Origin of the sequence: Jonquetella sp. BV3C21 (assembly GCF_000468895.1) — a bacterium.
GTDB lineage: Bacteria > Synergistota > Synergistia > Synergistales > Dethiosulfovibrionaceae > Jonquetella > Jonquetella anthropi.
Map to the genome: position 1 here is coordinate 1 of NZ_AWWC01000016.1, position 24450 is coordinate 24450.

A 24450-nucleotide genomic window follows, 5' to 3' on the forward strand; every position below is an offset into this window, starting at 1 on the left:
ATTTCCTCTGGGAGTTTTTTATCTGTCGTTCAGTTCGCCCATGAATATCTTCCACGCGGACACGAAAAGGGCCGCCACCAACGGGCCGGCGATCATGCCTCCCAAGCCGAACGAAGCCAACCCGCCGAGCGTCGACAAGAGCACCAGATAATCGGGCATCTGGAGGCTCCGTCCGACCATCGCCGGACGAAGGACGTTGTCGACGCCGACCATCGCTGCAATTTCGACTCCGGCGAGGAAAAAACACCCTGTCCAGTTGCCCGACGAGGCCATGTAAATCGACAGGGGAAGCCAGACGACCGCCGTGCCGACGAGCGGGACGAGAGACAAGACGCCCATCGCCACGCCCCACAGGAGCAAGCCGTTCATTCCCAAAAATCCCAGAGTGACGGCGCCGATGACCCCGTGAAGGAACGCCATCAGCACGTTGCCCTTCACCGTCGAGCGGATCACGCCAACGAACGTCTCAAACAGCCGACGCTCCCGTTTGTCGCCGAGCGGCAGGGCCTTGATGAGGATCTCGGCCAGCGAGCCTCCGTCCCGAATGAGAAAGAACGCCATGTACAGGGCCAAGCAGGAGTCGGCAAACAACCCCAGTGCGCCCTGCCCCAACGAGACGGCGTTTTGGGTCACAAACCGGCCGGCCGCGAGGACAGCGCTCGTCATCCCCTCGGACAGCGACGAGCCGCCGAGCCCCAGCCGGGTCAGGGCTGCCTGCACAACCGGAAACGATTGGCGCACCCGCAGGCTGTACTGCGACAGGTCAATCGCCCCGGACTGAACGTCCCGGTAAATGGACGTGGCCTGAGCGAAGAACGAGGCGGCGAACAGGCACAGCGGCCCGATAACCGCCACAGCCACGACGGCGAGCGTCACTGCCGCCGACGGACTGCTCCTCCAGCCGGTCGCCTTCTGAAACCGCCGGTACAGCGGCGCGCAAAGCACGGCGAGGGCGCAGGCCCAAAAGAGCGTGCCCCAGAAGGGCCTCAGCAGCCAGACGAACGCCGCCGTCACCAAGCCCAACGCGATAAGAAAGCTGCGCCGCTCGGTTCGGCCGTCCGGTACAAGCGGCTGGTCATCCATCGTTTTGCCTCCCCTCACCCTGTGGTTTGTATTATCTTAACACGGCCGCCTCGGTCGTATAATGGCAAAGGACCGCCGATTCAGCCCAATGAGGCGAAACGGTGCGGAACTTTCGACACGAAGACTGGACGTGATCCCTGTGGCTTTCCCGTTTAACTCTCAGCGGTACTCTTTCCCGTCCCGACGGCGGCTCGTTTTCGGCAAAAATGGGATGGTGGCCGCGTCGAACCCTCTGGCGGCCGGAGCCGGAATTGAAGTTCTCAAGGCCGGCGGCAACGCAGTAGACGCCGCCTTGGCGGCCGCCGCCGTTCTGACGGTCGTCGAGCCCACCAGCAACGGCTTGGGCGGCGACGCGTTCGCCCTCGTCCACACGGGAGGGAAGCTCTACGGCCTCAACTCCAGCGGCCCCTGTCCAGCTGGCCTGACGGCTCAGACGCTACGCGACGAGGGCCACTCGTCAGTCCCGGCCCGAGGGCTCGCCCCGATCACCGTCCCTGGCGTCCCAGCCGCTTGGGGCGCGCTCTCAAAAAAATTCGGCCGGCTGCCGCTGGCCGACGTCCTGCGTCCGGCGGTTCGGTACGCCCGCGGCGGGTTCCCCCTGCAGCCAAAAGTGGCCCAACTGTGGAAGGCGGCGCAGGAGCTTTTCTCGGCCCTCGCTAGGGAAAATGGCCTCTTCGCCCCGTGGCTTCAAACGTTCGGACTCGCCGAAGCCGAGCCCGGCGAGCTCGTGACGCTGAAGGACCACGCCGAGACCCTAGAAGAGATCGGCCGCACGGGCGGCGAGAGTTTTTACCGCGGCGAACTGGCCCGGCAGATCGGCTCGTTCGTCCGGTCGTCCGGCGGGTGGCTGAGCGCCGAGGATTTGGCGGCGTTCTCTCCCGAATGGGTCGAGCCCCTGTCGGTCCCCTACCGGAACTATCAGGTCTTCGAGCTGCCGCCAAACGGCCATGGGTTGACCGTTCTTCTGGCGCTCAACATCCTGCGGGGCTTTGAGCCGACACGGGATAGGGAGCTCTTTCTCCACCAAACCGTCGAAGCCATGAAGCTGGCTTTCGCCGACGCAAAGGCCTACATCGCCGATCCCCGACAGGCCGACGTCCCCTTGGCCGATCTGCTGAGCGAGGGCTACGCCGAGAGACGCCGCGCCCTCATCCGGAACCGAGCCGAGCTGCCATGTCCCGGTTCGCCGAGGTGCGGCGGCACGGTGTACCTCGCGTCAGCTGACGGGGACGGCAACATGGTCAGCTACATTCAGAGTAACTACATGGGGTTCGGCAGCGGCGTGGTCGTCCCCGGCACCGGCATCGCTCTGCACAACCGGGGGGCCAATTTCTCCCTTGATCCAGCCAGCCCGAACTGTCTCGCGCCGGGCAAGCGGCCGTATCACACCATTATCCCGGGATTCCTCTGCCGGGACGGCCAGCCCTTCGGGCCGTTCGGCGTCATGGGCGCGTTCATGCAGCCGCAGGGCCACGTCCAAGTGGTCAGCTCGCTGGCCGACGACGGTCTGAACCCTCAGGAAGCCCTTGATCGGCCTCGGTGGCAGTGGACCGGCGGCCTGTCGCTCGAGCTGGAGCAGACCTTCCCCAACGACTTAGCCCTGTCCCTGAAAGACCGAGGCCATCAGGTAACCGTTTCAGCCGACGATACCAGCTTCGGCCGCGGTCAAGTGATTCTCCGGGATGGCTCGGGCGTCCTCTGCGGCGCGACCGAACCCCGGACCGACGGAGCTGTTGCCGTATGGTAGCCCCTCAAGAGAAGAAAACGCCGCTCCTTCGCCGCTTAACCTATCTCGTTCTCGTCGCCGTCCTGTCAGTCGGCGCGTACACGGCAAGCGACGTCCTGGCCCGTCGGGCTTGGACCGACCAAGGAACGTGGATCGTCAGGCTTTTGAAGACCGAACTTCTGCCGAAGGAAAGTTCGGCGCAGGACGACCCGAATTGGGAGAGCCAGTCCATTTTAGCCAGCGTGTTGTACCGGTCCGGCGACCGGCAGGGTGCCAGGGAGACGGTGAAAATTGAGCGGCTGGTCAACAGCGCGCTGGAGCTGAAACCCGGCTGCGACTACGTGATGGTCATCGACACTCTGCCGGACGGTTCAACCGTGGCGTCGCTGGCCGACCGGTTCCGCCTGCCGGCGGTCGTCGCGTTTCTGACCGCCGTGGCCGGGCTGCTGGTCGTCTCGGCGGGACGGGCAGGCGCCCGGGCGCTGATCGGGCTGGCGCTTTCCATGTGGTATTTAGCCTCGGTGTTTCTGCCGTCGGCCGCCGCTGGCTCGTCTCCGCTGGCCGGCGCGTTGGGCGCCGTCGCCGTCGTGTCCATTTTGACCATCGGCGTCGTCGTCAGGCGCAAGCGCTACTGGCCGGTCGCCTTAGGCGGCGCGCTGGGCGGCGCCGTGGCCGCGTGGTTCCTCGGCTTTGCGGCCCTCAAGCTGTGGCAGATCACCGGACTGGGCTCCGACGGCGCGCTCGTCCTCTCTTCGACCGTCGAGGGGATCAACATGGGACACGTGTTCCTCGCGTCGGTCATCATCGGCGCGGCCGGCGCCGTTCACGACGTGGCGATCTCCGTGTCCGCAGCCATGGCCGAACTGGAGGACTACGACCCGGACATCGCGCCGAAACGACTTTGGCAGTCAGGGCTGAACGTGGGGCGGGAAATTCTCGGCACCATGGTCAACACGCTGGTTCTGGCGTATTTCGGCAGCAGCCTGTGCCTTCTGATCCTCATGGCCCAAGCCCAACCGGACATCCACCAGCTGCTCAACGACGGGCAGGTCGCCCAAGAAATTGCGCAAAGTCTGGCGGGTACCGTCGGACTGCTGCTCACAGTTCCTATCACCGCCGCAGCGGGAGCCCTCGCCGCGTGGTGGCGGAAAAAGCGCTGACTCAAAAAAGCAGTGCGGCCGAAGAAAACTTCGGCCGCACTGCTTTTTATTTTTCGTCTACTCGTACAGCTCGTTCAGGCACGCTCGAGCCAAACTTTCAAGGCTCGAAACTCCTCTCTCGTCCGGCAGCCCCGCCGCTGCCCACGCCAGAGGCAGCTCGGTGCAGGCGCAGATCACGGGCAGCTCCCGTCGCCGCCACAGCAGGCCGCAGGCGGATTTCATCCGTTCCCCCGCTTCTTCCATCCGCCCGCCCTTGACGAGCCGAATGATCCGGTCAAACTCCGGGCGCTCGTCGGGCTCCGGCTCAAAGAACTGGGCCCCCTGTCGTTCCCCTTCCTTCTCGTAGATACCCGACGCGAGCGTCGCGCCGGTCGCGACGAGCCAGCAGGCCGGCGAGACCTCTAAAGCCCGGCTCACCGTGGCTTCCACAATGTGAATCAGCGGTTTGGGCAGCTCTTCCCTGAACCGGTCGATAAAGCAGTGGGCGGTGTTGCACGGCACCGCGAGGATATCCGCCCCCCAACGGCACAGGGTCTCGAGCCCGGCTTTCAGAGGACCTTCCGGGCTCGGGCCGCCGCGCAGCAGCGCGTCCGACCGATCGGGCGTTTTCGGGTTGGAGTACAGGTAAACGACCGGGTGTTCCTGGTCGCATGACGCCGGCGCCAACTCGGCCAGCAGCCGCATGAACTCGGCGGAAGCGGCAGGTCCAAGCCCGCCGTACACGCCTAATATCTTTTTCGGTCCCACAGGACGCCCCTCCTCTTCGATTGTTTCTTGCCCAGCCAACTACGGAAAGACCGCCAGCTCGTTGTCCCTCACGTCGCAGATGAACATGTGTCCGGGCGCGTGGGTAATGGCAAACGGCGGCTTACTGGCCATGAGAGCGGCCTGCGGCGTGACGCCGCACCCCCAAAAAAGCGGCACTTCGCCCGGGTTGATCGGCACGGGCTCGCCGAAGTCCGGCTTGCTCAAGTCCGCGACGCCAAGCCCTTCCGGGTTTCCGACCCAGACCGGCGCGCCGTGAACCCGCGGGAACCGGCCGGACGAGAGAACCGCCCGGCTCACCAGATGAGACGGAACGGGACGCATGGAGACCACCATGTTCCCTTTCATTCGTCCCGCCGGCCGGCAGGGCTGGTTCGTCAGGTACATCGGCACGTTGCAGCCGCACTCTATATGCCGAACCGGACAGCCTGCTTGAGCCATCGCCGTCTCAAAGGAGAAAGAACAGCCGACGAGAAAAGCCACCAAGTCGTCCCGCCAAAACGGCCGCGCGTCGGTCGGCTCGGCGGTCAGTCGTCCGTTCTCCCACACCCGATACTTGGGCAGATCGGCCGCCAAGTCCGCGCCCGGCGCCATCTGCTTCGGCTCGGTCTCCCCCGGCTCTGTGACGTCCAAGATTGGACAGGGCACCGGGTTGCGGACCGCGAACAGGAGAAAATCGAACGCCCAGTCCCGGGGCAGGACGACCAGATTGGCCTGCACGTACCCGGCGCACATGCCAGACGTGGGGTTGTCCCACCGACCGGCGCGAATCATTTCCCTAACCTGCGTCGGCGAGGCGTCGGCGTAGTCAGCTGCCCGGGTCATCGGATCAGCTCCGCCAACGGTGCGATCCGAATGCCCGACGCCTCAATTTTCTTTCGGAGCGTCCGAGCCAGCTCGACGGCCGCCGAGTTGTCGCCGTGAAGGCAGATCGACTGAGGCGCCAACGGAACGGAGCGGCCGTTCACCGACTGGACGACCCCTTCTTTCACCATACGAATGACCCGTTCGGCCGCCGCGTCCGGGTCGGTCACGAACGCGCCGGGCCGCGAGCGCGGCACCAGCGAGCCGTCGTCCATGTACCCCCGATCGGCAAACGCTTCGGCGGCGAACCGAACGCCCGCCGTCTGAGCCGCCCGCTCGAGCGCCGAGCCGGCCAGCCCCAGCAGAATCAAACCGCCGCCCGCGTCCCGTACGGCCTGAGCGATCGCCGCCGCCTTGGCCTCGTCCCGGCCGGCGGTGTTGTACATGGCCCCGTGGGGCTTGACGTGCTGAAGCGGCACGCCGCACGCCCCGCAGAACGCCCGAAGTGCCCCGATCTGGTACAGCACGTCGGCGTAAATCTCGTCGGGCGTGCAGTTCATCTCCCGGCGGCCGAAGCCGACCTTGTCAGGGTACGACGGGTGCGCTCCCACAGCCACGCCGCGCTCCGCCGCCATGCGAACGGTCCGGCGCATCACCGCCGGATCCCCGCCGTGAAACCCGCAGGCCACGTTGGCCGACGAGACGAACGTCAGGACGTCCTCGTCCCGGCCCATGACCCACGGCCCAAAGCTCTCGCCCAAGTCGCTGTTCAGGTCAACCACGTTCATTTGCCCTTCCTCCCTCAAGGCGGCCCTCAAGCCGCCACGCCAAGTTCCATCTCTGGCCGGCGGGGCCCCACGTCCCGCCGAGCGTCGTCTTCAGCTTTTCGTCCGGCCTGGCGAACCAACGGGCAACGGCGCGGGCGAGTTCCGCTAAAACCTCGGCTTCCCGCCGGGCTTCTTCAACTCCCTCGTCCTGGCTCAGCCGGCGAAACCTCACCGACGAACCGGCGGGGTGCTGGGCCAAAAACGCCGTGCTGACCGCCGTCAGGACGCCAACTTTTGTGTACCCTCCGGTCGTCTGCCGGTCCGCCATCATGACAATCGGCTCCCCGGAGCCGGGAATCTGAACGCTTCCGAGCGGCACGCCGTCGGAGACGATATCCGGCGGCAGGGCGCGCTCGACCGCTGGCCCTTCCAGCCGGTACCCCATTCGGTCAGACGTCAGATCAACCCGGTACTCGCTTTCAAAGAGCGTCGCCAGCCCGGCGGGCGGGAACGCGTCCTGCTGAAGGCCCAAGACCAAACCGAGCGCCCGGTCGGACCAGTCGGGCTTGAGAGAGTCCGGACAGATAAACCCGACGCGGCGCCGCCACGCGGCCGACGGCTCGCCAGTCTGCAAAACGTCGCCCGCGGCGAGGGCCCGCCCGCCGTGTCCGCCAGTGCCGGTTTTCAGGTACGTGCTCCGACTGCCAAGCACGAGTGGGACGCTCACTCCGCCAGTGACGCACAGGTATCCCCAGACGCCGCGGCGCAGCTGGCCGAAACGGAGCCTGTCGCCCGACTTCACCTCAAAAACGGCCCAGTTCTCCACCGGCTTGCTGTTCAGCTGCGCCGAAAGCTCGGCGCCAGTCAGGACGACCGCCCCTGAGCCTTCAAACGTCACGTCCGGCCCGACGCAGGCCATTTCAAGCGCCGCGTCCCCCGGCCGGTTGCCCAGCATCGCGTTTCCCCGCCGGAGCGAGGACGGGTCCATCGCGCCGGAGACCGGCATTCCCATCGCCTGATATCCCCATCGGCCCAAATCCTGTACTGTCGTCAGGGGGCCGGGAGAGCTGATATGCAGTCTCATTCCCCGCTCCCCCTCTTCCCCAACTCAAGCTGGTACGCGCCGGCTTGGACCTGCCGCGCGATACGGCCATACTCCTCGGCCGTCACGGCGTAGTAGCGCACCCAGAAGCCGGCCTGAATCGCCGCGGCCGGCGACCTGTCGGGATCGTACAGCCGCACCGGCGTCCTGCCGATGATCTGCCACCCTCCCGGGCTGGCTACCGAATACGCGCCGGTCTGGCGCCCTGCTATGCCCACCGAACCGGGCTCTATTCGCTTTCGCGGCGTCGTCAGACGGGGTGTCGCTAACGACTCGTCCATGCCGCCCAAGTAGGCGAACCCGGGCAGAAAGCCCAACATGTAACAGTAAAGGTCCCGGCCGGTATGCCGGGCCACCACATCGGCCTCGCTCAGCCCGGTATGAGACGTCACGTTCCCCATGTCCGGGCCGTAGTCGCCGCCGTAGCAGACCGGCAGGCGCAGGACCGTTCCGCCCTCAGCCGGCAGAGCGGCCGTTTCGGAAGCCAAACGGGCCAGAGCCTCTCTCAAGGCCGGGACGTCTGTCGCGATCGGGTCAAAGTACACGGCCAACGAACGGTACGACGGGACCAGCTCAACCAACCCAACAAACGGCCGGCCCTCCAAAGCCCGCTTCACCGCCTGAACGCGGCCGTTCACCTCCATATCGATGACGTTCCCAAAGTCCAAAAACAGACAGCCCTCTCCGGCAGGCAGAACCGAGACCAATCGGGTCACCCCCACAGCCGCAACAGTTGTTCTCATGTGATGATAGTTTAGTTTAGCACAGGAGCGCCGTCCTGGGCCGTCTCGGCGGCTCCGGGCCTTCGGCACGAAAAAATCGCTTCCCCTCAGGGGAAGCGATTTAAAAACAGTTGAACCGCTATGACGCCGCGGCGACCACGTCGGAGAAGCCCAGTAGCATGGCAATCGGAATCGTGATGACGACCGACAGCACCACCCGCTCGAACCAAATAACCAAAATGTCCCGAAGAGACAGCGGAATATCCGTCCCCATGACGCAGGGAATCGACGCGGAGAAGAACAGGATCTCGGAAATGCTCACCACAGCAATGACGAACTTGAGCAGAGCCGTACCCTCGCCGGCAATCAGCATGGCGGGCAGGAACATTTCAGGCAGGCAGACCGCCGCGGCCTTGCCGCCCAGAAGGGCCTGGCTGACGCCGAAGACCTTGAAGAACGGATAGAACAGGTAGCCGAACCAGTTAAACAGCGGCGTGTAGGTAGCCAGAACCAGCCCGAGCAGGCCGACCGACATGATGGACGGGATGACCGCAAACGCCATGTTGAGCCCCGCCTTGAGGTTGTCCCACACCAGCACGAAAATGGGTTTTGTGTGTTCGGCCGTCTCGATGCCGGCTTCCCACGCCCGCTGGAAGATACTCCCCTGACGGACCGGGTCTTCGACCTTCTCGCCGGTGAAGTACGTGTTCGGAATAGAGCGCAGGGGCCACAGCCGAGCCGTGAGGGCCGTGACGACGAACGTCACCAGCAGGGACACCCAGAAGTACATCGACCAGCGGTCCATCAGTCCCAACGTTTTCGCGACGATCAGAAGGAACGTGGCCGAAACCGTCGAAAAGCCCGTCGCGATGATCGCGGCCTCTCTGGCCGAATACCGCCCCGAGCGGTACACGCCGTTGGTGATAATCAGGGCGATGGAATAGCTGCCCACAAACGACGCTACGGCGTCGATCGCCGAGCGGCCGGGAGTCTTAAAGACCGGGCGCATGATCGGCGTCATCAGCTCGCCGGTGAACTCCATCAGGCCGAAGCTAGCCAGAAACGCCAGGAAGATGGAGCCGATGGGAATGACCAGGCCGACCGGCGTCGAAAGGGTGTTGTACAGGAACGGGCCGACTTCTTTGTCCCAGAACCACGCCATACTCGGCGAGGCCGAGAACATGTTGAAAAAGAAGATCGTCCCGAAAATCGCGCCGCACACCTTGGCGATCGAGAAGAACGTCGTGATGCCGTCCTTGTTCCAGTTCTTCCTCAAAAAGGGCAACAGGGCGCCGCAGTACATGACCAGCAGCACGTAGAGCTTCGCGCCGGACGCCCAGTTGGCTCGAATATAACTGATGATGTGGTCAACGGGAATCGTTGACTTTCCGCCGATCGTCAGAGGGTAAAAGAACATGAAAACGCCAAACAAGCTGCACAGGACAAACTTCAGGATATTTCCAGAACGAGCTTCGCCTTTCATCTGCGACCTCCTTCACCTACAGGACGCATTGCCGCCGCGTCCGCCGTTGTCCCTCCCGCTCTGCGTCCAGTTTTCTGCCCTCCGGCGACCATCTCCCTCTCGCTCGACCGGCGCAAAAGCGCCACAAGCCGCGACGATTTATTTTTGTAGATAATCTTACCACTTCTTCGATAAAACAGCGTAAAAAGACGGACCACCCTCGCCGGATGGTCCGTCTTCTGATGTGTTTGTCTACTGCTTCTCGCCGGGGCCCAGAGCTTCCGCCGGGGCGCCCTTTTCGGCCGACTCCGCGGCCTTGGCCTCAGGAGCAGGAGCCTCGTCCTTTTTAACTTCGGCGGCCGGAGCTTCTGCCGGGGCCGACTTTACAGACGCTTCGTCGGGCTTGACCTCAGGAGCCGGAGCCTCGTCCTTTTTGACTTCGGCAGCCGGAGCTTCTGCTGGGGCCGACTTTACAGCCGGCTCAGCGGGCTTAACCTCAGGAGCCGGAGCCTCGTCCTTTTTGACCTCGACGGCCGGAGCTTCTGCCGGAGCCGGCTCCTCGGCCCTCTCGTCGGGTTTGACCTCAGGAGCCGGAGCCTCGCCTTTTTGGGCTTCTGCGGCCGCTTCAGGCTTCAACGCCTCAACGATCACCGGGGCGGTCTCTTTCGCCTCGTCGTTTGCCGGGACCTGAGGCACGTCGCCCAAAAGCTGGCCCATCTCGCCTACCGCGTCGTTCAGGTATTTCAGCTGGGCTTTATAAAGGTCGTACCCAGCGCGAAGGACTTTGTCGTGAGCGGCGCTCTCGCCGACGATCCCGTTAGTTATCGCCTGAAGCTGTCCGACTTTCTCGCTCAGGGAAGCGAATTTGCCCTGCATTTCTTCAATCTGGGCCTGCTGTTTGGCAATTTCTTCCTTCAACGGCCCGACTTGGTCCCTGCTCAAAGTGAAGACCACGTTCACCAAGATAACTAAAACCAAAATGCCCAGGACGATCAGCGGCAGGCGTTTTTTCTCCCGCGCTGAATTTGCCGTGGTGCTGCCGGACTCGTTCTTCTTTTTCTGATCAGCCATTGTGTCAATTCCTCCTCCGCCAGGTTTCGAGCGCGCGGCTGGGACCAATCACCGCACTTCACTCAATTTGTTCCCGCAGCAAACCCACAGTGCGCCGCCGCTCAGCACGGGATCAGCCGCTGGGGGTTCGCCAAACGGGATGTCCCATTGTACCATACCCGTATTTCCGTCCAGAGCGTACAATGCCCCCTTTTCGGTCACCGTATAAACACCATGCCCGTCGGACGAAACGGCAAGAGCGGTCAAGACCCGTCCAGGGAGCTGGGTACGCCAGATAACCTTTCCCTCAGTCAAGCCGACGGCAAAAACCGCGCCGTCCGCCGTGACGCCCCAACCCCGTTCACCTGAGACGACCAGCGGAGCTGCCAGCGGCGAGAAGGGCTCGCTCGTCCAAAGGAACCGGGCGTTTTGGGCCCGCAGCGCTCTGACGCGCCCCCTCGTGTCGGGGAAGTATGCCGTCCCGTCGGACCAGCTGGGCGACACGTCCATCGACGTGCCGTCGCCGCCCTGCCACCGACGATATCCATAAACAGGATGATACGCCTGATATCCGAGGTTCTGTCCGCCGACAAGCAGTATTTCGTCAGCAAACAAGAGCGCCGTCGGGTTGTTCAATCCCGTCTCGGTCTGCCACTTCACTTTTCCCGACGCGCCGTCGAGGCACAGAAGCGTTCCGCTGGAGCTGACCGCAAAAAAAGCATTTTCAAACGCCGTGACAGGAGAGGAAAACGTCATCCCCTTGGCATTGAGCTGCCACAGGACGGCACCAGTTTCGGCTTTCAGCGCCACCAAATTGCCGTCTTCTGTCCCGAAAAACATCCGCCCTCCGGCGAGAGCGGGAACTGTCGGACGGCTTTTCAGCTGAACCGCCCAAAGCAGCTTCTCCCGTTTCGGGTCAAACGCGCACAGCGTCTGACCGCAGGACAGGTACAGCACGCCCCGGTAAGCCACCGGCGAGCCGGTCAGCCGATCGGGAAAGGTAAAGGTCCGTCCGGGCTTCCCGCTCAGCGCGCCGTTGGGGCCAAAGCAGCCCGCGCAACCGCCGCCGGCGCGGTACAGTCCGTCAGACGGCGTCTTATGCGCCCGGGACGAAGGAGCGGGGGTGGGGCCGTTTTTCCTCTTCACTTCACCTGAAACAGCAGGCGAAGAACTCACCGGCGTCGCGGTGACAACCTGAGGGGCAGCCGGCTGAATGTGGGACTCTATCGTCAAAATCGGCTCGTTGCCCGCCGCAGCCGAAGCGCACAAAACACAGAAAACAGCGAGTAGCGGACGAAAAATCCTCACTGACACACCCCCCGGGTTCCAATGAAAAATTTTTGTTTATTGCACGGCCTTTCCACCGCTCGGCCGATACGAGCCGACCTTTCGCGCCTCAGAATACAAAGGGGACGGCGCAGCGCGCCGCCCCCGGTCAGTTTACGCGCGCCGCGAGACCAAAGCCTTCTGCCAGATGAACACCGCAGCCGCAATGCCAATGCCGCACAGGTCGGTGATTAGCCCGGGCTTAATAAGAAGCAGCGCCGCCGCAAACAAGCAGACCCGCTGGATGATGTTCAACTGTTTCAGCCAGAAGCCGGCCCCGGCAAACGCCAGAAGAATTGCCCCGATAATCGACGTCACGATCGGCAGAATCAACCCCGAAGCGTTCGCCTGAATCATCAGCAGCTCGGGACTGTAAACGAAGAAGTACGGGATCAGGAACCCGGCGACGGCCAGCTTCAGAGCTTGGAAGCCGGTCTTCATCGGATCGGCCCCGGCAATGCCCGCGCCGGCATAGGCCGCAAGCGCCACAGGAGGCGTCAGGTCCGCGATGATGCCGTAGTAGAAAATGAACATATGGGCTGCCAGAGTCGGCACGCCGAACTTTTGAATCGCCGGCGCCGCCATGGCGGACAGGACGATGTACTTCGCCGTCGTCGGAAGCCCCATCCCAAGGATAATCGACGCCACCATGGTGAAGAACAGCGTGGGCAGAAGCTTGCCGCCCGCAAGCGCCACGATGCCGTTGGCCAGTTTCAGCCCGATACCGGTCAGAGTGACCGAACCGATGATCAGCCCGGCACAGGCGCAGGCCGCCGCCACGCCGAGAGCGCTTCTCGCGCCGTCCTCGAAAGCGTCCAGGATATCCCTCACCGACATGCGGGTCGCCTTCCGGCACATGGCGATAGCCACGGTCCAAAGGATACTGTAGAACGCCGCCTTCAGGGGCGTGTACCCTTTCACCAGCATGTAAATGATCACTACAACAGGGATCAGCAGGTGCCCGCCGCTGAAGAACACCTTCTTCGTGTTCGGCAGCTCCTCCTTCGGGATCCCCCGCAGGCCAAGGCGCAGCGCCTCCATGTGAATCATCACGAACACGGCCAAATAGTACAGAACCGCCGGAAGGATCGCGGCCGTGGCAATACGAATGTACGGCACGCCGATAAACTCGGACATGATGAACGCCGCAGCGCCCATAATCGGCGGCATAAGCTGTCCGCCGGTGGACGACGCCGCCTCAACAGCCCCAGCAAAGTGCGGCAAGTACCCAATCCGCTTCATCAGAGGAATCGTAAAGGTTCCCGTCGTCACCGTGTTGGCCACCGAACTGCCGGAAATCGTCCCAAAGAGGCCCGAAGCCAGAACGGCCACCTTCGCCGGACCGCCGACCCGGTGTCCCGTCGCCGCCAGAGCTAAGTCGATGAAGAACTTTCCCAGCCCCGACTTGTGAAGGAACGCGCCGAACAGGATGAACAGGAACACGAACGTCGCCGAAACGCCCAGCGGCGCCCCTAAAATCCCCTCAGTCGTCAGGTACATGTGGTTGATAATTCGAGTCCAACCGATCTGCCGGTGAGCCAAAAATCCCGGAATCAAATGTCCCCACTTGGCGTAGGCCACAAAAACGACTGCGATGATCACAATCGGCATTCCCACGATACGGCGGGAGATCTCAAGCACCAGCAGAATCGCCAAGGCGCCGAAAATCAGGTCAATCGTCGTCGGCTCGCCGGCGCGGAACATCAGATTGTGATAGTTGACCGTCAGATAAAGCGCCACCACCGAACTGATGACTGCCAACGCCAGATCAGCCCAGTGGACTGACTTTCTGGACATCTTGGACGTCATCGGATAGAGCAGGTAGATCAGCGCCATCACGAAGAACAGGTGAGTCGACCGCTGAATCGTCGCCGGCAGCACGCCGAACCCGGCGGTGTAAAACTGGAACAGCGAGAAAAGAATGCACATCCAACGAATCGCCAGCCCCCAGGGGCTGCTCAAGCCGCGGACCTGCGCTTCTCGGTCGTACTTCTCCAAAATCTCCTGCGTCTTTTCCTCATTTGTCACAGTCTCCGCCGACAAAACCGCCGGCGACTCGCCAGACTGAGCCGCGCTCTTCTCCAGATCCTTCTCAGCGTTCTTCAATCGTCTTCACTCCCATCAACTGTCCCAGCGTCCGCCCAGCGCCTCCAGCCGGTCAAAAACCCCGCCAGATGAAAAGCGGCGACGTTCGGATCACGGAAAACGTCACAGGACGCCCCGGATTCCCCCACTCGCTGAGCCGATGCTCAGCGCCGTTCATAATGAACCGATGATTTGCCACCACTCGAGCCACCCGATACGTCAGCGTCTTTAAAACCGTCGTGAACCCGGTGATGTGAAACTTACCGTTCGAAATTTCAAACTTCTGCCCCGGCAGCGGCTCAGCCGGAAGCCCCGCGCCGGTCATATCGTAATCTGTCGCGGTCACCTGAATCCCGTCCGGCCGAACCGTGTAAATCTCGTCCACCGGCCTCAGAGCCACCGAGTGGACAAAACGAACCGTAAACTGCTGCCCCTCGTCGACTTTGGCGGCATATCGAACCCTCCCGGACTCGTCCCGAACGATCAAGTACAACTGGGGACGAAACGCGAAAAAAACGGCAGCCGCAGCCAGACAGACCAGACCGGCGAAATAAAATTTTTTCACGTCCTCCGCCCCTTTGAAGACAAGAGGGGAACCGGCGAACCGGATCCCCTCCTCGATTAGAGCCAAAGAAGCCGCTGGGCTCGAAAAGGCCGACTACTTGATCAGGCCGACTTCCTTGTAGTACTTCAGAGCGCCCGGGTGCAGATCCTCAACCTGCAGACCGTCCAGCGCCTTCTCCAAGACAATCTCCTTGCCCTTGTGGTGCGCCTCGCCGATCAGAGCCAGCTGGCTGAACATCGTCTTCGTGATCGTGTAGACCAAGTCATCCGGCAAATCGGAGCGGCAGAACAAGCACGCTTGAACGGCAATCGTATCGACCGGCTTGGGCTGGTTCTGATACGTGTCAGCCGGGATAACGCTGGGAGCGAAGAACGGGTACGCCTTGATAATCTCGTCACGCTTTGCGCCGTCGATATTGATGAACTTGAGCGGCTGGGTCGTCACGATCTCCTGAATGCCCGAGTTCGGTGCCGCCGTAGTGAACTCGAATCCGTCGATCTGGCGGTCCTTGAAATGACTTGTCGTCTCGGCATAAGACAGGAAGAACGGCTCAAAGCCCTTGTACTCGCCCTTGCCGTCCTTCTCCTCGTAGAAACCGTACGCGCCGAAAATCTGACGGGCGTTCGCCTCGTTGCCGGAGCCGGGCGCGCCGATAGAAATTCTCAGCTTCCCAAAATCGGCGATCGAGTTGGCCGGGCAGTCCTTGTTCACCGCCACCTGAATCGGTTCTGGCCACAGGCGGGAAATCGCCCGGATATTCTTCACAGGCTCTTTAAAGAACATCGAACCGGTCTTGGCGTAGAACGCGATATCGTTCTGGACGATCGCCAAATCAACGTCGCCGTTTTTCAGCAGGTTAATGTTCTCGTTTGAAGCCCCTGTCGCCTGAGCTGAAATTGTCACCGCACCGTCGGAGTGGTCAGACACAATCTGAGAAATAGCGCCGCCCAAAGGATAGTACGTCCCCGTCGTGCCGCCTGTCCCCATAACCAACTGCACTGGATCGGCACAAGCCGTCGAACACAGAACCAGAGCGCCGAGCGCCGTTACAAGAAAACCGCACCGTTTCATCCGAATCCCTCCTTAATGAAGAAAATACTTCGTCCCCATAACTACACAGCACTTCATCAAATCAACGCGATAGTTTAACTATAGCGGTCGAAGGCTCGCTTATCAAGACGTCTAGGAGAGAACTCACTGTAATCATTTGTTACTTTTATCATCAGCGATTCATCCATGATCATCAGATAAAATCACTAACAATGCCTGTAAAACCCTGTTCATAGTAACTCGCTAAAAACAACATTATCTTTGGGCTAGTATACCTTCTTCAAGTTTTCCCCAATGAGCATTGTACTTTATAGCTATTCCTTGGATAAAAAGGTGTCCTTTAAGGACACCTTCGCCCCATCATTTTGTCCTTATTATTATATAGTAGCTTCTCATTTTATTATTTCACCGTAACAAAGCAATCTGACAGACATTGCTTCACTTTATGATCGAGAAGGAGGGATAAACCTTTTTCGAATTATATGCAGCTTAAGGACTGTATTTTATTGAGACATTATGTAACAACCACGAGGGGGGAACTAAGCCACTGTCCAGCTTTGGTCATCTACTGCACGAGCTTAGCTTACCCTTCAGACAAAGTGCCGTTCAGAAAGGAGGCCGTACCATTTTCATTGAGCATTGACATCATTGTGGCTAGCTTGGTGATCTAAGGAACAAATAATGCAGCCAAGACCTGTGCTGCGACAGTAAAAATAACGAGGAGGATTAAAGTTGAAAAAAGCTCTTATGTGGATATGCCCCTGTTTTTTTATTTTAGCGATTGGAGCCCTTCAGGCCAAAGGAGCGGATGACCCTATAAGAATTACTTACGGTCATGGCTTTATGCCCAATACTCCTCAAGCCAGAGCGGCAGATGAATTCAAAAAACGGGTAGAAAAAGAATCCGAAGGAAGTATTTTGGTTGACGTTTTCCCATCCGGTCAGCTGGGATCAGCTCGTGAGATGTTCGAGGGTGTGCAGATGGGTACACAGGAAATTGCTCTTCTTCCTACAGCGCGCATCAGCGGCTTTAATCCCACATTACAAATTTTTGACCTTCCCTTCCTATTTCCCGACAAAAATACAGCCTATAAAATATTTGATGGACCAATAGGACAGAAATTATTATCCACTCTCGAAGCTAATGGTGTAAAAGGATTAGCAATTTATGAAGATGGTTTCAAGAATTTTACTTGCAACAAGAAAATAGCAAAAATGGATGATTTTCAGGGGTTAAAATTTCGCACTATGGAAAGCCCCATTATTATGGAGCAATTCAAAGCCCTAGGAGCCAACCCAACCCCCATAGACTTCAGCGAATTATACAATGCACTGCAGCAAGGGAGCGTTGATGGTCAAGAGAACCCTTTAGTAACCATTGTTTCGGTAAAACTTTACGAAGTCCAAAACTACATGCTGCTTTCCAACCATGCATATCTAGGTCATGTATTTTTAGTATGTAAGGACTGGTTTGATGGATTGGATGAGAAGAAAAAAGAAATTATTACACGTAATGCTAAGGAAATAGCAACTTGGGAAAGACATCTCGTAGCCGAAGAAGAAGTAGGGTACCTAAAAACTATCAAGGATAGCGGAACGGTAGTTCTCAATCTTAGTACAGAAGAGCGGGAAAAAATGAGAGCCCATATGAAAAACGTCTATGATATCGCTGAAGGCATTGTAGGCAAAGATTTGCTCAATCTGGTGACTGAGGCTGTGGAAAAGGAAACAAAATAACAGCATAAGCGAGGAATAAGATGAAATATGTTAATCATGCGACTAAGATTTTTTTAGCAACTTGTCTCTTGTTCGCCATCATCTTACTTTTCGTCAATGTGACACTTCGCTATTTCTTCAAATCTGCCATCTTTTGGGCTGAAGAAACGCTACGGTACCTAATTGTATGGATTACTTTCATCGGTTCTTCTATGTGCATTCGTGAAGAATCTCATATTGCTATTGACGTTCTTTCCAATGTTTTAAGCAGGAAGGGCAAATGCATCCTCAAAATCTTACTCAACGTTGTAGGAATCATCTTCGGCGCCATTTTGTTGATCGTATCCTTTAAATTTATTCAGAAAGTTTATACTACAAACCAAGTTTCATCGACCATAGGGAATATGCCAATGTACGTAATTTATCTTTGTTTTCCCATCGGCTTTGCTCTTTACACGCTGCAATCCTTAGACAAGGTGCGATCATTGTTAAAATCCGTAAAAAAAGAAAGCACACAATCATGACAAGTATTTTATTCTTCTTTTTATTTATCATGCTGGCATTGAATCTTCCTGTTTTTATGGCCTTGATTGTTTCAACTGCTACTGTATTGACATGCTTTACTTCAATCACACCAGGCATCATACTCCAGCGGATGTTTGCAGGTATCGACAAATTTTCCTTGATGGCTGTTCCTTTTTTTATCTTTGCGGCCAATGTAATGAATCAAGGCGGTTTAGCGCCCCGTATATTGGACTTTACCAATGCATTGGTAGGACATAAGCGTGGTGGGCTAGCGTATACCGTGGTACTCACATGCATGTTTCTGGGAGCTGTCAGCGGTTCTTCACCCGCTACAGTCGTAGCGATATGCTCTTTAATGCTACCCGTGATGGAACAGAGCGGCTATAGCAGGGGATTTTCCGTAGGACTTATCATGGCAGCTTCCTCTGTAGCTGTGATTATTCCCCCCAGCATCGGCATGATTGTATATGGTACAGTGACAGGAACTTCCATAGGGGAACTCTTTTTGGCAGGTTTTTTCCCAGGCATCATTTATGGTACAGCTTTTATGCTTTACAGCGCTTATTACACTCGAAAACACAATGTTCCCTTAAGACCCCAAGCAACATCCGAACACAGATGGAATTCTTTTAAAAGCTCTGGTTGGGCCTTAATTATCCCAATTCTGATTATTGGAAGTATCTACGGAGGTTTCTGCACACCTACAGAATCAGCAGGTATTGTATCTGTCTATGCCATTTTTGTCAGTTGTTTCATATATAGGGAGCTTTCTTTTAAAGAGCTCGTCAATGTCGCTTATGAATCGGCTATAGGCACGGCTCAAGTGATGATCATTTTAGCTGGAGCTAGCGTTTTTTCTTGGTTACTGACTAGACTTCAAATACCCGCAACATTAGCAAAGGTTCTAAACTCGGTAGCCCAATCTCAAATAATGGTTCTATTAGTTATCAACATCATATTGTTAATATCCGGAATGTTTTTAGATCCAGCGTCTATTCAAACAATAATGTCGCCTCTATTTTTGCCTTCTGCGGTGCAATTCGGTGTACACCCCGTACATTTGGGTATTATTATGGTGGTAAATGGCGCCATTGGAATGTTTACTCCACCCTTTGGACTGAATCTTTTTGTCGCCGCAGGAGTGACCAAAATATCCCTCAGCGAACTAATGAAAGACGTTTGGATATGGATTTTGATCAGCTTTATTGCCTTATTTCTTATTACCTATATTCCACAAATTTCAATGGTATTGCCAGATTTGCTCTTCAAAAAATGAGGAATACCAACTGAAAATCAACTCACTTGGAGGTGTTCATGCAAGGTATTGCTGATGGGTATAAGCCATGTCAAAACCGTCCCATTATAGAGATCGCTTGGGCACAAGTACGAGCGTATTGCAGATTACTTCCTCCGGCTGATCAACTTCGACGAGAAGCAGATCCTCGAAAACAACGTCCTCGCCCTGATCAGCGACGCCGAGTAACAGGAAGCCAAGCTGCTTTTTAAGGGCAGAACGTCCGACGTTCTGCCCTTATTTATTCGGCATTCCGTCAGAGTTCTGATCCTCAACCTTTTCGACCACAGTATAATGTTGTTGATTGCTGGCCGTAGAGTCGAATCTTATGATCGGCCATGCAAATTTTCTCTATTTAGGAGGAGATATCCATGCCCTTTCCGAGCGATATCGAAATAGCGCAGTCCTGCAAGATGGACCCCATCGTCAGCGTCGCCGCGAAGCTGAACATTCCCGAAGACGATCTCGAGCTGTACGGCCGCTACAAGGCCAAGATCTCCCACGACCTCTGGAACTCGGTCAAAGACCGCCCCAACGGCAAGCTGATTCTCGTCACGGCCATCACCCCCACCCCCGCCGGAGAGGGGAAGACCACCACGGCCGTCGGACTCGCTCAGGCGATGTTCAAGATCGGCAAGAAGGCCGCTCTCGCCCTCCGCGAGCCCTCGCTCGGGCCGGTCTTCGGCGTCAAGGGCGGCGCCGCCGGCGGCGGATACAGCCAGGTCGTCCCAATGGAGGATATCAATATCCACTTCACCGGCGACCTCCACGCCATCACGGCCGCTCATAACCTGCTCGCCGCAATGCTCGACAACTCCCTCCAGCAGGGCAACCCGCTCAACATCGACCCCAGACAGATCGTCCTCAAGCGCGTGATGGATATGAACGACCGCTCGCTTCGGAATATCGTCATCGGACTGGGCGGTAAGGCCAACGGCGTGCCCCGCGAGAACGGCTTCGATATCACCGTGGCCAGCGAGGTCATGGCTATCTTCTGTCTGGCGACGAGCCTGAGCGACCTGAAAGAGCGGCTCTCCCGGATCATCGTGGCCTATACCTACGACGGCAAGCCTGTGACCTGCGCCGATTTGGAAGCTCAGGGCGCGATGACGATGTTGCTCAAGGACGCGCTGAAGCCGAATATTGTTCAGACTCTGGAGCACACGCCGGCGTTCATCCACGGCGGGCCGTTTGCCAATATCGCCCACGGCTGCAACAGCATTATGGCGACCCAGTACGGCTTGAAACTGGCCGACTACACGATCACTGAGGCGGGCTTCGCCGCTGACTTGGGCGCTGAGAAGTTCTTGGATATCGTCTGCCGTCTCGGTGGAATCAAGCCGAACGCCGTCGTGATTGTGGCGACGGTCCGGGCTCTGAAGATGCACGGCGGCGTGGCGAAGGACAAGCTGGGCGAGGTCAACATGGAGGCTCTGGCCGCCGGGATCCCGAACCTGGAGAAACACATCGAGAACATGAACTCGTTCGGCCTGCCGGTCGTCGTGGCGGTGAACGCGTTCCCCACCGACCGGCCCGAGGAGCTGCAGCTGGTCGAGGACAAGTGCGCGGCGCTCGGCGCCAAGGTCGTCCTGTCGGAGATCTTCGCCAAGGGCGGCGAGGGCGGTATTGAGATGGCAAAGGCGGTTGTCGAGGCCTGCGACCAGCCCAACACGTTCCACTACCTGTACGAGCCGTCGATGAGCCCGAAGGAGAAGATCACGACCATCGCGACGAAGATCTACGGGGCTGACGGCGTGGACTTCACGGCGGACGCGGAGAAGGACCTGAAGCGGTTTCACGATTTGGGCAAGGACGACCTTCTGGTCTGCATGGCTAAGACCCAGTCGTCGATTTCTGACAACGCGAACTTGAAGGGCCGTCCGACCGGTTTCCGCGTGACGGTACGTGAGGTTCGTCTGTCGGCCGGCGCCGGGTTCTTGGTGGCCCTGTGCGGCGCGATTATGACGATGCCTGGTCTGCCGAAGCGTCCTGCGGCGTGCAATATCGACGTGGACGAGAACGGCGTCATTTCCGGTCTGTTCTAAACTCTTCTCTTCTCTCCAAACAGCTTCACTCTTCTGCACCAACTTACTTAAACATTCAGCCGCCCGATAACGAAAGTTATCGGGCGGCTCGCTTTTTATCGGCCCATCAGAGGACGCGACCTTGCGCGAAGCTGATGGGCTAAGATAAAATAAAGAAACTTCAGATTATTATCCTATTCCAGCGAAGACAGGAGAGCGTAACCATGCAGGACCTTAAAAAGCACTGCCGTCTGGCAATCGTTCAGGCCGAGCCGATTCTTTTTGACAAGGCCGCCTGTGTCGCGAAAGCCGTTCAGCTGATCGGCGAGGCGGCGGCGAAGGGCGCCGAGTTCATCGTCTTTCCCGAGCTGTTTATCCCCGGTTACCCGGTGGGCATGACCTTTGGCTTCACGGTGGGGAAACGGGACGAGGGCGGCCGGGAGGACTGGAAGCGCTACTACGACAACTCGGTCGTGACCGGCGGCGAAGAGACGCGGCTCCTGTCCGAGGCGGCCAAACGCGCCGGCGCGTACGTCAGCATCGGCTTTTCGGAGCGGGACGGCGTGAGCGGGACCCTGTACAACTCCAACATGATTTTCGGCCCCACCGGCGAGCTGCTTTCCCTGCACCGAAAGATCAAGCCGACTGGCTCCGAGCGGGTCGTCTGGGGCGACGGGAACAAGGGGTACTTCCCTGTCGTCGCCACGCCTTGGGGCCCTGTGGGCGTCCTGATCTGCTGGGAGACCTACATGCCGCTGGCGCGGGTAGCCCTCTACGAGAAGGGTGTCTCGATCTACATCTCAGCGAACACGAACGACAACGAGGAGTGGCAGTCGACGATCCGGCACGTGGCTATTGAGGGCCACTGCTACTTCATCAACGCCGACCTGCTGATCACGAAGGAGAGCTATCCGAAGGGCCTGCACGAGCCGGAGCGGGTCGCTTCCCTCGAACGGACTGTTTGCCGCGGCGGTAGCTCGGTAATCGACCCGTACGGGCACGTGGTTGCTGGGCCGGTCTGGGACAAAGAGGACATCATCATCGCGGACCTCGATATGGACGAGGTAGCCAAAAGCCGAATGGAATTTGACGCCTGCGGCCATTACTCCCGACCTGATATCTTCACGTTCCGGGCCGAAGAAAAATAGCGTTCATACGCGGCAGTCAAGAGAACTTGTTCAAGAGACAAGCCGGCGCGCCTCACGGCGTGCCGGCTTGAGTTTGTCTGCGATTAGCCGTCTTCTCAGACGACGTGCAGGTCGTACCCGGTTCGGCTCTGGAACGTTTCAAGCGTTTCGGCCAGCTGGCGCTCGGCCTCGGCGCCCAGCGGCAAAAACGGCAGGCGGAGCCGTCCTGACTTCCAGCCCAGCTTAGCCATGGCGCACTTGAGCCCCGGCACGCCCCACTTGGACGTGACGGCCCCGTTGAGCGGAATCAGCTCGCCCTGCATGCGCCGCGCATCCGGTATATCCCCCGACAGAGCACGCTCGGCCAGCTCGACGCAGTAGTCCGGCGCGATGTTGGCCACTGCGAGCGTTCCTCCCACTCCGCCGGCGAGCAGCGTGGGCATGAGAAACGACCCGCTGCCGGCGAACACGGCGAAACCCGGCCGGGCCTGATGGGCGACTTGGGCGATCTGGGCGATGACGCCGCCCGAGTCCTTGATCCCCGCCACGTTGGGGTGCTGAGACAGAGCCACGGTCACGGCCGGAGGAATGTTGACGCCCGAGTTGCCCGGCATGTTGTAGAGCATGACGGGAAGCGGCGAGGCGTCGGCGACGGCGGTCAGCCACGCGGTCAGCCCTGCCGGGGTGAGAGCGCCCTTGTAGTACGTGGGGCTCAGGACGAGTACGGCGTCGGCTCCGGCGTCGGCAGCCGCCTCGTTCAGCTCTTTTGTGACCGGCAGGCTTTCGCTGCCTGTGCCGGCGATCATCGCTTTTGAAGGGGCCAAATGCGCCCGAACGAACTTCATCAGGTCGATTTTCTCCCGCTGGGTCAGGGACGCGAACTCGCCGTTGCTACCCATGACGACAATTCCAGCCAGTTTCGTCCGTCCCAGCCGCTCCAAGTTGAACGCCAAACTCTCGTAGTCGATTTTGTCGTCATCGGTGAACGGCGTGACGATCGGCGCAAAAATCCCGCGAATTTCCTTCATGGTCTCCCCTCCTCTGGCCTTGCCGCCAGGTTCTGAACCGCTCGAGTTTCTTAATTCAGCATACCAGCTAAGCAATCATTGGTAAATCCAATGAATACTATTTATGATATGATCTATATAAATATCCATCTCTGAACGGGGGAATAAGGGTGCTTCTGACAGAAATCGAAACGTTTCTCGCCATCGCCGCGACGGGCAGCTTCCGCAAGGCCGGGGAAATGCTGAACGTCACCCAGTCGACCGTGAGCCTGAGGCTCAAGCGGCTGGAAAGCGAGCTGGGCTATTTGATGATCGACCGCCGTCGGGGGGACAAGCAGGTGCGTCTCACGCCGGCCGGAGACGGGTTCCTTCGGGCCGCCGAGCAGATTAAAACGGCCCTACAGTCGGTGACGACCGGCCGGGAGGCCGACTCAAAGCTGCGAATCGGGGCCGTTGACAGCGTGAACGTCTATCTGTTGGCCGGGCTGTTCGAGTCGGTTCGGCAGAACGAGCCGAGCATTCACTTGGAAGTGGGGACTCACCAGAGCTGGCAGGTCTACGAGCTGATCGAGCGGAACGAGTTGGATCTCGGCTTCGTCCTGACGGCCCGCCCGTCGGTTCAGGTGACCGCAACGCCGCTGTTTTACGAGAACCTGTCGGTCATGCGGATCCGGCGAGACGACTGGCCGGAGGCAGTTTCTGCCGACGAGCTGGACCCAAAGGGCGAACTGCCCATCCTCTGGGGCGACCGCGTGGCGCTGTGGCACGACCAGATTTGGGATCCGACGGTATCGCCGCTCTGCCGTCCCGACACGGTGGCGCTCGTCCGTCGCCTGCTGGTTTCTCCCGACCAGTGGTGCCTCGTCCCCCAGTCCGTCCGCGCCGCGCTGGAAGGCGAGTTCTCGTTCCAGCAGCTGGCCGAGCGGCCGCCGCAGCGAATCTGCTACCGGCTTGAGCCCCGTCATCCCCGGCCCAGCGCCGTGAAGGCTCTGGCGGTCGTCCGGGAGCTGAGCGATCAGCTGGCCCAGTCGTACCAGGCGGACGGCTCCATCAGTTAAAAAAAGGCCGGCCCCAAACGGGCCGGCCTTTT

At 59.0% G+C, this 24450-nt stretch carries 21 protein-coding genes; 8 read left to right on the top strand and 13 right to left on the bottom strand.

Translation table 11 applies throughout. The features are described 5' to 3' along the window. Positions 1–18: 18 nt before the first annotated feature. Positions 19–1083 (bottom strand): AI-2E family transporter, encoded by a 1065-nt coding sequence (locus tag HMPREF1249_RS03675; RefSeq protein ID WP_008519659.1) that lies wholly within the window; start codon positions 1081–1083, stop codon positions 19–21. 211 nt (positions 1084–1294) lie between these two features. Here HMPREF1249_RS03675 and HMPREF1249_RS03680 point away from each other — a divergent pair, with 211 nt between their 5' ends. Both HMPREF1249_RS03680 and HMPREF1249_RS03685 read left to right on the top strand, forming a co-directional pair. Next, the gene (locus tag HMPREF1249_RS03680; RefSeq protein ID WP_008519663.1) at positions 1295–2830 is read left to right on the top strand and encodes a gamma-glutamyltransferase family protein; all 1536 of its coding nucleotides are present in this window, start codon (positions 1295–1297) and stop codon (positions 2828–2830) included. After that, the gene (locus HMPREF1249_RS03685; RefSeq protein WP_008519665.1) at positions 2824–3969 is read left to right on the top strand and encodes a YibE/F family protein; all 1146 of its coding nucleotides are present in this window, start codon (positions 2824–2826) and stop codon (positions 3967–3969) included. Before HMPREF1249_RS03680 ends, HMPREF1249_RS03685 begins: the two co-directional genes overlap by 7 nt. Before the next feature lie 57 nt (positions 3970–4026). Here the strand turns inward: HMPREF1249_RS03685 and HMPREF1249_RS03690 are convergent, their stop codons facing one another. The 11 genes from HMPREF1249_RS03690 to HMPREF1249_RS03740 all read right to left on the bottom strand — a co-directional run bounded on the left by HMPREF1249_RS03690 (position 4027) and on the right by HMPREF1249_RS03740 (position 15688). Then, positions 4027–4716 carry an aspartate/glutamate racemase family protein gene (locus tag HMPREF1249_RS03690; RefSeq protein ID WP_008523412.1) on the bottom strand — a complete coding sequence of 230 codons (690 nt, stop codon included), beginning with the start codon at positions 4714–4716 and terminating at the stop codon, positions 4027–4029. A gap of 39 nt (positions 4717–4755) precedes the next feature. Further along, a complete protein-coding gene (locus HMPREF1249_RS03695; RefSeq protein WP_008519670.1) occupies positions 4756–5559 on the bottom strand; it encodes a putative hydro-lyase in 804 nt (267 codons plus the stop codon). Next, positions 5556–6326, bottom strand: a complete 771-nt coding sequence (locus HMPREF1249_RS03700) for a LamB/YcsF family protein (protein ID WP_008519672.1) — start codon at positions 6324–6326, stop codon at positions 5556–5558. Before HMPREF1249_RS03700 ends, HMPREF1249_RS03695 begins: the two co-directional genes overlap by 4 nt. After that, the gene (locus HMPREF1249_RS03705) at positions 6313–7389 is read right to left on the bottom strand and encodes a 5-oxoprolinase subunit C family protein (protein ID WP_021775853.1); all 1077 of its coding nucleotides are present in this window, start codon (positions 7387–7389) and stop codon (positions 6313–6315) included. The genes HMPREF1249_RS03700 and HMPREF1249_RS03705 overlap by 14 nt, the downstream gene beginning before the upstream one ends. Beyond that, complete coding sequence (gene pxpB / locus HMPREF1249_RS03710; RefSeq protein WP_021775850.1) at positions 7386–8114, bottom strand: 5-oxoprolinase subunit PxpB; 729 nt, start codon at positions 8112–8114, stop codon at positions 7386–7388. Before pxpB ends, HMPREF1249_RS03705 begins: the two co-directional genes overlap by 4 nt. A 154-nt stretch (positions 8115–8268) precedes the next feature. Next, positions 8269–9612 carry a YjiH family protein gene (locus HMPREF1249_RS03715; protein ID WP_021775864.1) on the bottom strand — a complete coding sequence of 448 codons (1344 nt, stop codon included), beginning with the start codon at positions 9610–9612 and terminating at the stop codon, positions 8269–8271. 231 nt (positions 9613–9843) lie between these two features. After that, positions 9844–10662: a hypothetical protein gene (locus HMPREF1249_RS03720; RefSeq protein WP_021775859.1), complete on the bottom strand. Its 819-nt coding sequence runs from the start codon at positions 10660–10662 to the stop codon at positions 9844–9846. 48 nt (positions 10663–10710) lie between these two features. After that, positions 10711–11949: an outer membrane protein assembly factor BamB family protein gene (locus HMPREF1249_RS03725; RefSeq protein ID WP_008523417.1), complete on the bottom strand. Its 1239-nt coding sequence runs from the start codon at positions 11947–11949 to the stop codon at positions 10711–10713. Between the two features lie 132 nt (positions 11950–12081). Beyond that, the gene (locus HMPREF1249_RS03730) at positions 12082–14073 is read right to left on the bottom strand and encodes a TRAP transporter permease (RefSeq protein ID WP_021775856.1); all 1992 of its coding nucleotides are present in this window, start codon (positions 14071–14073) and stop codon (positions 12082–12084) included. A gap of 52 nt (positions 14074–14125) precedes the next feature. Then, positions 14126–14617 (bottom strand): DUF1850 domain-containing protein, encoded by a 492-nt coding sequence (locus tag HMPREF1249_RS03735; protein ID WP_021775863.1) that lies wholly within the window; start codon positions 14615–14617, stop codon positions 14126–14128. Between the two features lie 93 nt (positions 14618–14710). Beyond that, the gene (locus HMPREF1249_RS03740) at positions 14711–15688 is read right to left on the bottom strand and encodes a TAXI family TRAP transporter solute-binding subunit (RefSeq protein WP_008523421.1); all 978 of its coding nucleotides are present in this window, start codon (positions 15686–15688) and stop codon (positions 14711–14713) included. Between the two features lie 711 nt (positions 15689–16399). Between HMPREF1249_RS03740 and HMPREF1249_RS03745 the strand changes: the two genes are divergently transcribed. From HMPREF1249_RS03745 to HMPREF1249_RS03765, 5 genes are all read left to right on the top strand, one after another. Further along, positions 16400–17404 (top strand): TRAP transporter substrate-binding protein, encoded by a 1005-nt coding sequence (locus HMPREF1249_RS03745; protein ID WP_008523422.1) that lies wholly within the window; start codon positions 16400–16402, stop codon positions 17402–17404. A gap of 20 nt (positions 17405–17424) precedes the next feature. Beyond that, positions 17425–17907, top strand: a complete 483-nt coding sequence (locus HMPREF1249_RS08220; protein ID WP_008523423.1) for a TRAP transporter small permease — start codon at positions 17425–17427, stop codon at positions 17905–17907. Then, entirely contained in the window at positions 17904–19184 is a 1281-nt protein-coding gene (locus tag HMPREF1249_RS03755) for a TRAP transporter large permease (protein WP_008523424.1), read from the top strand. The genes HMPREF1249_RS08220 and HMPREF1249_RS03755 overlap by 4 nt, the downstream gene beginning before the upstream one ends. Positions 19185–19573: 389 nt before the next feature. Continuing rightward, entirely contained in the window at positions 19574–21247 is a 1674-nt protein-coding gene (locus HMPREF1249_RS03760; RefSeq protein WP_008519688.1) for a formate--tetrahydrofolate ligase, read from the top strand. Between the two features lie 203 nt (positions 21248–21450). After that, the gene (locus tag HMPREF1249_RS03765) at positions 21451–22374 is read left to right on the top strand and encodes a carbon-nitrogen hydrolase family protein (protein ID WP_008519690.1); all 924 of its coding nucleotides are present in this window, start codon (positions 21451–21453) and stop codon (positions 22372–22374) included. Between the two features lie 95 nt (positions 22375–22469). Here HMPREF1249_RS03765 and HMPREF1249_RS03770 read toward each other — a convergent pair whose 3' ends face one another. Then, positions 22470–23381: a dihydrodipicolinate synthase family protein gene (locus tag HMPREF1249_RS03770; RefSeq protein WP_008523425.1), complete on the bottom strand. Its 912-nt coding sequence runs from the start codon at positions 23379–23381 to the stop codon at positions 22470–22472. Positions 23382–23530: 149 nt separating this feature from the next. Between HMPREF1249_RS03770 and HMPREF1249_RS03775 the strand changes: the two genes are divergently transcribed. Next, positions 23531–24418: a LysR family transcriptional regulator gene (locus tag HMPREF1249_RS03775; RefSeq protein ID WP_008523426.1), complete on the top strand. Its 888-nt coding sequence runs from the start codon at positions 23531–23533 to the stop codon at positions 24416–24418. The last annotated feature ends 32 nt before the right edge of the window (positions 24419–24450 follow it).